This is a genomic window from Streptomyces sp. NPDC093568 (genome assembly GCF_044764945.1).
In the GTDB taxonomy this organism is placed as follows: domain Bacteria; phylum Actinomycetota; class Actinomycetes; order Streptomycetales; family Streptomycetaceae; genus Streptomyces.
In genome coordinates this window covers 1581346-1590675 of the sequence record NZ_JBIWJD010000001.1, presented here as the reverse complement: position 1 = coordinate 1590675, position 9330 = coordinate 1581346, and the positions used below count along the sequence as shown (strand labels likewise).

Genomic DNA, 9330 nt, shown 5'->3' with positions numbered 1-9330 from the left:
GGTTTCGGGCGGGGCGTCAGTCCGAGGTGCTCTCGGCCGCGAGCCGCAGCAGGCTCTCGCCGTCGAGGGCGTCCAGGTCGCTTCCGCCCGCGGGGGCGGCGGTGATCTCCGGGTCGCCGTCGGCGAGTTGCAGGATCAGGTCCAGCAGGCCGGCCTTGCGCAGCCGGGCGGGCGGGACCGCGGCGAGCGCGGCGCGGACGGCGGCGTCCGGGTCGGCGTCGGTGGCGGCGGGCGCGTCGGGGAAGAGTTCGGTGCGCAGGTGGGCGGCGACGGCCGTGGCGTTGGGGTGGTCGAAGACGAGGGAGGCGGGCAGGGCGAGGCCGGTGACCGCCTTGAGCCGGTTGCGCAGGTCGACGGCGCTGACGGAGTCGAAGCCGAGGTCGCGCAGGGCGCGCTCGGCGGGTACGGCGTCGGCGCCGGTGTGGCCGAGGGTGGCGGCGGCCTCGGTGCGGACGATGTTCAGCAGCAGGCGGCCGCGTTCGACGTCGGGGAGGTCGGCGAGCCGGTCGCGCAGGGTAGGGCCGCCGCCGGGCTCGGGGTCGTCGGTGGCGGGCGGCTCGGCGGAGCGCGCGAGTGCGGCAAGCAGCGGGCTGGGCCGGGCGGCGGTGAAGACGGGCAGGAAGACGGCCCAGTCCGTGTCCGTGACCGTCATGCCGGTGAGGTCCTCGTCGAGGGCGCGTTGCAGGGCGGCGAGCGCGGTGTCGGGGTCCATGGGGTGGACGCCGCGGCGGGCGAGTTCGGCGGCGAGGCCGGGTTCGGTGGCCATGCCGGTCTCGCCCCAGGCGCCCCAGGCGAGGGAGGTGGCGGGCAGGCCGGTGGCGCGGCGGTGGGCGGCGAGCGCGTCGAGGTGGGCGTTGGCGGCGGCGTAGGCGGGCTGTCCTGCGCTGCCCCAGGAGGCGGCGCCCGAGGAGAACAGCACGAAGGCGTCCAGGTCGCGGTCCGCGGTGAGTTCGTGCAGGTGGCGGGCGCCGAGCAGCTTGGCGCCGAGCAGCCCCTGGAGGGTGTCCGGGGTGAGGGCGGTGGTCTCGCTGTCGCCGTCGGAGACGCCGGCCGCGTGGATGACGGTGGTGAGCGGCCGGTCGGCGGGCAGGGCGTCGAGGTGGGCGGCGAGCGCCGCGCGGTCGGCGGTGTCGCAGGCGGCGACGGTGACGCGGGCGCCGCGCTCGGTGAGCTGTTTGGCGAGGGTGTCGGCGCCGGGGGCGTCGGGTCCGCGCCGGCTGAGCAGGAGGACGTGGGCGGCGCCCCGGGAGACGGCCCAGTGGGCGAGGCGGCTGCCGAGGGCGCCGGTGCCGCCGGTGATCAGGGCGGTGCCGCCGGTGCGCCACGGGCGCGCCGCGGCCGGCTCCCCGGCGGGGACGAGACGGCGGGCGTGGGCGCCGGAGGGGCGCAGGGCCAGCTGGTCCTCGCTCGCGTCGGCGGTGAGCAGCCCGGCGAGCAGTGCGGCGGTGCGGGTGTCGACGGTGTCCGGCAGGTCGGCCAGACCGCCCCACAGGGCGGGCTGTTCGAGGGCGGCGACCCGGCCGAGTCCCCAAAGGGCGCCCTGGACCGGGTGGCGGACGAGGTCGCCCGGCAGGGCGGCGACGGCCTCGCGGGTCAGGCACCACAGCCGGGTGCCGGCGGGCCGGTCGGCGAGGGCCTGGAGCAGGGCGACGGTCGCGGTGAGACCGGCGGGTACGGCCGGGTGGCGGGCGTCGGCGGGCTCCTCGGCGAGACCGAGCAGGGAGACGACGACGGGCGGCTCGCCGGACAGGGCCGCGGCGAACGCGGCACGGTCGGCGGTGGCGGGGTCGACGTCGAGGCGGGTGGTGCGGGGGCCGAGGGCGTCGAGGACGGCGGTCACCCAGGGGTCGGCGGTGTGCGTGGCCGGGACGACGACGAGGCGGTCGGCCGGCGCCGCCGGGGCGGTCGCGGGCAGTGGCTGCCAGGCATCGCGGTAGCTCCAGGACGCGGCGAGGGTGCGGCGCCGGGCGCGCTGCCGCCAGTCGGCGAGGGCGGGCAGGACGGCTGCCAGTTCGGGCTCGCCGGCTCCGGTCTCGGCGGCGAGCCGGGCGGTGTCGGCGTCGTCGACCAGGTCCCAGAAGGCGCTGTCCTCGCCCGCGCCGGCCGGCACGGGGGCGGCTGCGGGGGTGGGCCAGTACCGGCGGCGCTGGAAGGGGTATGTGGGCAGTTCGACCGGCGGTGCGGTGCGGGCGGTGGCGGGGTAGCAGGGCCGCCAGTCGACGGGCAGGCCCGCCGCCCAGCCGGCCGCCGCCGACAGCAGGAACGTACGGGCGTCGCCCCCCTGACGGCGCACGGAGCCCAGGACGACCGTGTCCTCGGCGCCGGCCGCCTCGCAGGTCTCGCCGATCGCGCCGGCCAGCACCGGGTGCGGGCTGCTCTCGACGAACACCCGGTGCCCGGCCGCCAGCAGCGCGCGGGTGGCCGCCTCCATGCGCACGGTCTGCCGCAGGTTGCGGTACCAGTAGCCGGCGTCCAGGGCGGTGGTGTCGAGCCGGCCGCCGGTGACGGTGGAGTAGAACGGGACGCGGGCCGGGCGCGGACTCAACGGGCCCAGGGCGGTGAGGAGTTGGTTCTTGACCGCCTCGGTCTGGGGGCCGTGCCCGGCGATGTCGGACTTGACGTCCTTGGTGCGCAGGTTCATGCCCGCGCACAGCTCGCGCAGTTCGTCCAGGGCGCCGTTCTCGCCGGAGACGACGACCGTGGACGGGCCGTTGAGCACGGCCACGCCGACCCGTCCGGGCCACGCCTGAAGCAGGGGTTCGACCTGGTCGACGGGGGCGAACACCGTCATCAGCCCGCCCAGTCCGCCGAGTTCGAGCATGGTCCGCCCACGCAGCGCCACCAGCCGGGCCGCCTCCTCCAGGGTGAACGCGCCCGCCACGTGGGCGGCGGCGATCTCACCCTGGGAGTGGCCGACGACGGCGCCGGGTTCGACGCCGAGGGAGCGCCACAGGGCGGCCAGCGCGACCATCGTGGAGAACAGGGCGGGCTGCACGACGTCGGCCCTGTGCAGCACCTCCGGGTCGTCGCCCACGCCGCGCAGCAGGTCCACGGGCGACCAGTCGACGTAAGGCGCGAGGGCGTCGGCGCAGTCGTCGACGGTGGCGCGGAACACCCGTGAGGTGTCGTACAGTTCGCGGCCCATGCCCCACCACTGGGAGCCCTGTCCGGGGAACACGAACACCGGTCCGGTGGCGGTGTCGGCGCCGGTGCCGCGTACGACGGCCGGGTCGGGGGTGCCGGTGGCCAGCGCGTCGAGCGAGTCGAGGAGCCGGTCGCGGTCGTCGCCGAGGACGACCGCGCGGTGCGGGTGCGCGGCCCGGGTGACGGCGAGCGACCAGCCGGCCGCCGCGGGGTCCGGCTCCGGGCGGGTGCGCAGGAACGCGGCGACGCGGGCGGCCTGTTCGGCCAGTGCCGGAGCGGTGCGGGCGGACAGCGGCAGCGGCACGTCCGCGGTGGCGACCGGCGGTTCGACGTCCGGGGCCGGCTTCGCGGCGGGCTGCGGGGGCGCCTGTTCCAGTACGACGTGGGCGTTGGTGCCGCTGATGCCGAACGCGGACACGGCGGCCCGGCGGATGCGCCCGGTGTCGGGCCAGTCCTGCGCGGACCGCAGCAGCCGTACGGCGCCCGTGGTCCAGTCGACGCGGGTGGAGGGCGTGTCGGCGTGCAGGGTGCGCGGGAGGGTGCCGTGTTCGAGGGCCAGGACCGTCTTGATGACGCCGACCGCTCCGGCGGCGGCCTGCGTGTGGCCGATGTTGGACTTCACCGACCCCAGCAGCAGGGGGAGGGTGCGGTTCTGGCCGTAGGTGGCGAGGAGGGCGTCGGCCTCGATGGGGTCGCCGAGCCGGGTGCCGGTGCCGTGCGCCTCGACGGCGTCCACGTCGGCGGTGGTGAGCCCGGCGTCGGCCAGGGCCTCGCGGATGACGCGCTGCTGGGCGGGCCCGTTGGGGGCGGTGAGCCCGTTGGAGGCGCCGTCCTGGTTGACGGCCGACCCGCGGATCACGGCCCGGATCGGGTGGCCCAGGCGGCGGGCGTCGCTGAGGCGTTCGACGACGAGCAGGGCGACGCCCTCGGAGTAGCCGGTGCCGTCGGCGTCCTCGGAGAAGGCCTTGGAGCGGCCGTCGCGGGCGATGGCGCCGAGGCGCTGGATCCGGGCGAAGCTCGCCGAGTCGGTCATCACGGTGACCCCGCCGGCGAGGGCGAGCGCGCACTCCCCGGCGCGGACCGCGCGCACCGCCTGGTGCAGGGCGACCAGCGAGGAGGAGCAGGCGGTGTCGACGGTGACCGCCGGGCCGTTCAGGCCCAGGGTGTAGGAGACGCGGCCGGACATCGCGCTGGCGGCGAGGCCGGTGGCGGCGTGGCTCTCGGTGCGCTCGGCGGCGCCGCTGACGACGTGGGCGTAGTCCTGCCCGTTGCTGCCGACGAAGACGCCGGTGCGGGTGCCGCGCAGGGTGTGCGGGTCGATGCCGGCGCGCTCGACGGCCTCCCAGGCGGTCTCCAGGAGCAGCCGCTGCTGGGGGTCCATGGTGACCGCCTCGCGCGGGGAGATCCCGAAGAAGGCCGCGTCGAAGTCGTGGGCGTCGTACAGGAATCCGCCTTCGAGGCGGCCGCCGTCCGCGAACTCGGTCAGGTCCCAGCCGCGGTCGGCGGGGAACGGCCCGATGGCGTCCCGTTCCTCGGCGAGCAGTTCCCACAGGAGTTGCGGGGAGTCGGCGCCGCCGGGCAGCCGGCACGCCATGCCGACGATCACGACCGGGTCGTCGGCGTCGCCCCCGGCCTCGGCGTGCGCGAGGGGCGCGGTGTCCTTGCCGGTGCCGGTGAGGGCGGTCAGCAGGTGCTCGGCGAGGCCGCGTGGCGTGGGGTGGTCGAAGACGACTCCGGCGGTCAGCGGCAGACCGGTCGCGGCGACGAGCCGGTTGCGCAGTTCGACGGCGGTGAGCGAGTCGAACCCGGAGGCCCTGAAGGCCCGGTCGGGCGGTACGTCGGCGGCGCGGCGATGTCCGAGGGCGGCGGCCGCGGCGGTGCGCACGGCGTCCAGGACGAGCGGGGCGTGCTCGGCGGGCGGGGCCGTGCGCAGCCGGTCGGCCAGCGGCGTCGCCGGCCCGGTCGCGGGCGCCGGTACGGCGGGGTGGTCGTCGAGGACCGGGGTGCGGCGCGGCCCGGCGCGCAGGGCGGTCGCCAGTGGTGCGAGGTCGGCCACCAGGAGGGCCGGGTGGGGCTCGGCGGTGGCCTCCAGCAGGGCGGTGAGGGCGAGTTCGGGGTCGAGGCCGCCGAGGCCGGAGCGCCGGCCGTGCGCGTCGTCGAGTCCGGCGGCCATGCCGGCGCCGCGCCAGGCCGCCCAGGCGATCGACACGGCGGGCAGCCCTTCGGCCCGGCGGCGGGCGGCGAGCGCGTCGAGCACGGTGTTGGCCGCGGCGTAGTTGGCCTGGCCCGGGTTGCCGAGGGTGCCGGACACGGAGGAGAACAGCACGAACGCCGAGAGGTCGTGGTCCCGGGTCAGTGCGTCGAGGTGGAGCGCCCCGGTGGTCTTGGCGCGGTACACCTCCGCGAACCGGTCGGGGGTGAGACGGTCCAGGACGCCGTCGTCGAGGACGCCGGCGGTGTGCACGACGGCGGTCAGCGGCCGGTCGGCGGGGAGCGCTGCGAGCAGGGCGGCGAGCGCGTCGCGGTCGGCGACGTCGCAGGCGGCGACGTCCGCCTCGCAGCCGGCCTCGGCCAGTTCGCCGCGCAGTCCGTCCGCGCCCGGCGCGTCGGGTCCGCGGCGGGAGACCAGCAGCAGGCGTTCGGCGCCCTCGCGGGCCAGCCGGCGGGCGACCTGCGCGCCGAGGCCGCCGGTGCCGCCCGTGACCAGGGTGGTGCCGGCGGGACGCCAGCCTTCGGGCACTCCCCCGGCCGCCTCGGTTTCGCGTCGAGGCGCGGGCACGAGTCGGCGTACGAGGGCTCCGGTGGGGCGTACGGCCACCTCGTCCTCGCCCGCGGGGGCCGTGAGGGCGGCCAGCGCGGTGGCGACGGTGTGCGGGGCGGGGTCGTCGGCGGGCAGGTCGAGCAGACCGCCCCAGCGGTCGGGGATCTCGCGGGCGGCGACCCGGCCGAGCCCCAGGACGGCCGCCCGGGCGAGCCCTTGGGCCCGGTCGCCCGCTACGGCGGCCACCGCGTCGCGGGTCACGCACCACACCGGTGCCGTCAGCCCCGCGTCGCCGGTCGCCTGAACAACCGTCAGCGCGTCCAGGAGCCCGGCGGGAACGTCCGCCGCGTCGGTGTCCCCGAGCGCGGTCAGGCACAGCACGCCCGCCAGGTCGCCGTCGCCCGCCGCGTCCCGCATCAGTGCGGCGAGCGTGGCGCGGTCGGTGCCCGCGGGACACCGGACCGGCACGGCGGCCGTGCCGAGGGCGTCGGTCAGCGCGCGGGCCCAGGGGTCGTCGTGGTCCGGCAGCACCAGCAGCCGGCGGCCCGTCACCGCGCCCTCCGGCGGGAAGGCGTACGGCTGCCAGTGCTCGCGGTGGCGCAGGGCGTCCAGGGCGGCCCGGCTGCGGTGCCGGGAGCGCCAGGACAGCAGCGCGGGCACGACGGAGCGGACGGCGTCCTCGGGGACGCCGAGGCGGCCGGCGAGCGCGGCCGGTTCGGTGCGGCCGAGTGCCGCCCACACATCGGTGCCGTCGGTGTCGCGGCCTGCGTGGCGCAGGGGGAAACGGCCGCGGCGGAACGGGTAGGTGGGCAGGTCGACCCGCTCGGCGCCGGTCCCGGCGAACAGGGCCGCCCAGTCGACCGGGACTCCGTGGACGTACAGCCGCGACAGGGCGGTGACGGCGGAGTGCTCCTCGTCCGGGCCGCCGTGCAGGAAGGGGGTGACGACCGAGCCCGGCGGCAGGGTCTCCTGGGCGAGGGCGGCGAGGACGCCGCCGGGGCCCAGCTCCAGCCAGGCGCCGACACCGAGGTCCGCGAGGGCGCGTACACCGTCGGAGAACCGGACTGCCTCCCGGACGTGCCGGACCCAGTAGTCCGGCGTGTCCGGGGCGACGAGGTCTCCGGTGAGGTTCGACACGAGCGGGATGCGCGGCTCGTGGAAGCGCAGATCCGAGATCGCCGCGCGGAAGTCGTCGAGCATCGGGTCCATCAGCGGCGAGTGGAAGGCGTGCGAGACCCGCAGGCGCGCGGTGCGGTGCCCGGCTCCGGCCAGGCGGTCCGCGACGGCCAGCACCGCCTCCTCGGCGCCGGAGAGCACCACGGAGCGCGGGCCGTTGACCGCGCCGAGGACGACACCGTCCGTGAGCAGCGGGCGGACGTCGTCCGCACCGGCGGCCACGGCGACCATCGCGCCGCCGGACGGCAGGTCCTGCATCAGGCGGGCCCGGGCGGACACCAGCTCGCAGGCGTCGCCCAGGGACAGCACGCCGGCGACGTGGGCGGCGACGATCTCGCCGACCGAGTGCCCCATGACGTACTCGGGCCGTACGCCCATGGAGACGACGAGCCGGTACAGGGCGACCTCGATCGCGAACAGCGCGGGCTGGGCGAACTCCGTGCGGTGTAGGGTCGACGGGTCCTCGCCCCACATCGCCGGCCGCACGCGCGGGTCCAGCCCGTCGAGGACCTCGTCGAGAGCGGCGGCGAACACCGGGAAACGCGCGGCGAGTTCGCGTCCCATGCCCAGGCGCTGGCTGCCCTGTCCGGAGAACAGCACCGCGACGGACGGCTCGTCGCCGGCGACCCCCTCGGCGAGCGGTGGCGCGCCGTCGGCGGAGCCGAGCAGCACCGCCCGGTGTTCGAACGCGGACCGGCCGGTGGCCAGCGAATGGCCCACGTCGAGCGGATCGTGGCCCGCGGCCCGCGCGCGGACGCGGGCCACCTGGTCCGCGAGGGCCGGGGCGCTGCGGGCGGACACCGGCCAGGGCACCGCCCCGACCGGCGACAGGCTCTCCTCGGCCCCGGGCGACGGCTCGGGGGCCTCCTCCAGGACGACGTGGGCGTTGGTGCCGCTGATGCCGAACGCGGACACCGCGGCCCGCCGGGGTCTTCCGGTGCGCGGCCAGTCGACGGGCTCCCGGAGCAGTTCGACGCGGCCGGCCGTCCACTCGACGGCAGCGGTGGGCTCGTCCGCGTGCAGGGTGCGCGGCAGTCTGCCGTGCCGCATCGCCAGCACCGTCTTGATGACGCCGGCGACGCCCGCGGCGGCCTGGGTGTGCCCGATGTTGGACTTCAACGAGCCGAGCAGCAGCGGCCGTTCGCGGTCCTGGCCGTAGGTCGCGAGCAGCGCGGACGCCTCCACGGGGTCGCCGAGCCGGGTGCCGGTGCCGTGCGCCTCGACGGCGTCCACGTCGGCCGGGGTGAGTCCGGCGGTGGCCAGCGCCTGCCGGATGACCTGCTGCTGAGCGCGGCCGCTGGGGGCGGTGAGGCCGTTGGAGGCGCCGTCGGAGTTGACGGCCGTGCCCTGTACGAGGGCCAGGACGGGGTGCCCGTGGCGGCGGGCGTCGGACAGCCGCTCCACGACGAGGACGGCGACGCCCTCGGACCAGCCGGTGCCGTCGGCGTCCGCGGCGAACGCCTTGCAGCGGCCGTCGGGGGCGAGGCCGCCCTGCCGGCCGAACTCGGTGAAGAGCGCCGGGTCGGACATCACCGTGACTCCGCCGACGACGGCCAGTTCGGCCTCGCCGCCGCGCAGCGCCCGGACGGCGGTGTGCAGGGCGACGAGTGAGGAGGAGCAGGCGGTGTCGACGGTGAGGGCCGGGCCTTCGAGGCCGAGGACGTAGGCGAGACGGCCGGAGAGCACGCTGGAGGCGGTGCCGGTCATGCCGTGGCCCGCGCCGTCGCCCGGTCCGGGGCGTCCGGAGTCCCACTGGTAGGTGCCCGCGTACACGCCCGTGCGGCTGCCGCGCAGGGAACGCGGGTCGATGCCGGCGTGCTCCAGGGCCTCCCAGGCGACTTCGAGGAACAGCCGCTGCTGCGGGTCCATCGCTTCGGCCTCGCGGGGTGAGATGCCGAAGAACTCCGCGTCGAAGGCGTCGGCGCCGGTGAGGAAGCCGCCGCCGCGCGCGCCGCTCTCGGCGAGCAGCGCGCTCAGGTCCCAGCCGCGGTCCGGGGGGAATCCGGTGACGGCGTCCCCTCCGCTGTCCACCAGCCGCCACAGGTCGTCGGGCGAGGTGACGTCCCCGGGCAGGCGGCAGCCCATGCCGACGACGGCGACGGGCTCGTCGGCGACGGCTGCGGGCGCGCGGTCCGTCTCCAGTTCCTCGATGCGCCGGTGGGCACGGCGCAGCTCCGCCGTGACGCGTCGGAGGTAGTCGACGACGGTGTCCTGCTGCTCTTCCTGCACGGGATGTCCCATCGCGTCGG

General features: G+C 77.3%; 1 protein-coding gene. It reads right to left on the bottom strand.

Annotation, left to right across the window (positions count from 1 at the left end):
* Positions 1-16 precede the first annotated feature (16 nt).
* On the bottom strand, positions 17-9322 hold the full coding sequence (locus tag ACIRD7_RS06430; protein ID WP_403450482.1) for a type I polyketide synthase: 9306 nt from the start codon (positions 9320-9322) through the stop codon (positions 17-19).
* Positions 9323-9330: the final 8 nt, after the last annotated feature.

Coding starts and splice junctions, on each gene's coding strand:
- ACIRD7_RS06430 (WP_403450482.1), bottom strand. CDS start 9,322: ATGGGACATCCCGTGCAGGAAGAGCAGCAGGACACCGTCGTCGACTAC.